Consider the following 1168-nt stretch of genomic DNA (forward strand, 5'->3'; position numbering starts at 1 on the left):
TTCTCAATTTCATGATTTGTCCAGTGACGATAGCGAAGAGGTCACACCCGTTCCCATGCCGAACACGGAAGTTAAGCTCTTCAGCGCCGATGGTAGTTGGGGGCTCTCCCCCTGTGAGAGTAGGACGTCGCTGGGCGCATATAACGGAGGATTAGCTCAGTTGGGAGAGCACCTGCCTTACAAGCAGGGGGTCGGCGGTTCGAGCCCGTCATCCTCCACCATATTTGCTGGCCTAGCTCAATTGGTAGAGCAACTGACTTGTAATCAGTAGGTTGGGGGTTCAAGTCCTCTGGCCAGCACCACTAGGAGCCATTAGCTCAGTTGGTAGAGCATCTGACTTTTAATCAGAGGGTCGAAGGTTCGAGTCCTTCATGGCTCACCATTTTTCATTTCAGTGCGGGTGTGGCGGAATTGGCAGACGCGCTAGACTTAGGATCTAGTGCCTTCGGGCGTGGGGGTTCGAGTCCCTTCACCCGCACCATTTAAATGAAATTGAATATGTTTAAAACTGTAAGGTCTGCATGCAATAAGCGGGAGTAGTTCAGTGGTAGAACACCACCTTGCCAAGGTGGGGGTCGCGAGTTCGAATCTCGTCTTCCGCTCCATAAAACCCTAGCCGGGGTGGTGGAATTGGCAGACACACAGGACTTAAAATCCTGCGGTAAGTGATTACCGTGCCGGTTCAAGTCCGGCCCTCGGCACCATAAAATAATATGCGCCCGTAGCTCAATTGGATAGAGCGTCTGACTACGGATCAGAAGGTTAGGGGTTCGACTCCTCTCGGGCGCGCCATTTCGGGAAGTAGCTCAGCTTGGCAGAGCACTTGGTTTGGGACCAAGGGGTCGCAGGTTCAAATCCTGTCTTCCCGACCATCTAAATTTTATATTGTGGGGCCTTAGCTCAGCTGGGAGAGCGCCTGCTTTGCACGCAGGAGGTCAGCGGTTCGATCCCGCTAGGCTCCACCATTTTTGACCTTTGAAAACTAAACAAAAAGCCAAGCGAAACGTGGGATAATGACAAATTATCCCGTCAATGAATGAATTAAATGATGTCAGAGACATCAAACTTTCTATGGAGAGTTTGATCCTGGCTCAGGACGAACGCTGGCGGCGTGCCTAATACATGCAAGTCGAGCGGACTGATGGGGAGCTTGCTCCCCTGACGTCAG

General features: G+C 51.9%; 9 tRNA genes and 2 rRNA genes. All 11 read left to right on the forward strand.

Annotation, left to right across the window (positions count from 1 at the left end):
- Positions 1 to 19 precede the first annotated feature (19 nt).
- Positions 20 to 136: ribosomal RNA gene (rrf, locus tag JSY36_RS20260) — 5S ribosomal RNA — on the forward strand.
- Between the two features lie 9 nt (positions 137 to 145).
- Positions 146 to 221, forward strand: a tRNA-Val gene (locus tag JSY36_RS20265).
- Positions 222 to 226: 5 nt separating this feature from the next.
- Positions 227 to 302: transfer RNA gene (locus tag JSY36_RS20270), tRNA-Thr, on the forward strand.
- Between the two features lie 4 nt (positions 303 to 306).
- Positions 307 to 382, forward strand: a tRNA-Lys gene (locus JSY36_RS20275).
- Positions 383 to 396: 14 nt separating this feature from the next.
- Positions 397 to 481 (forward strand) — tRNA-Leu (locus tag JSY36_RS20280).
- Between the two features lie 49 nt (positions 482 to 530).
- Positions 531 to 605: transfer RNA gene (locus JSY36_RS20285), tRNA-Gly, on the forward strand.
- 10 nt (positions 606 to 615) lie between these two features.
- Positions 616 to 704, forward strand: a tRNA-Leu gene (locus JSY36_RS20290).
- Between the two features lie 11 nt (positions 705 to 715).
- Positions 716 to 792 (forward strand) — tRNA-Arg (locus tag JSY36_RS20295).
- A 3-nt stretch (positions 793 to 795) separates the two neighbouring features.
- Positions 796 to 872: transfer RNA gene (locus JSY36_RS20300), tRNA-Pro, on the forward strand.
- Positions 873 to 889: 17 nt separating this feature from the next.
- Positions 890 to 965, forward strand: a tRNA-Ala gene (locus JSY36_RS20305).
- Between the two features lie 103 nt (positions 966 to 1068).
- A 16S ribosomal RNA gene (locus JSY36_RS20310) occupies positions 1069 to 1168 on the forward strand; the annotation flags it as partial.

Origin of the sequence: Alteribacter salitolerans (assembly GCF_016901055.1) — a bacterium.
Taxonomy (GTDB): domain Bacteria; phylum Bacillota; class Bacilli; order Bacillales; family Salisediminibacteriaceae; genus Alteribacter; species Alteribacter keqinensis.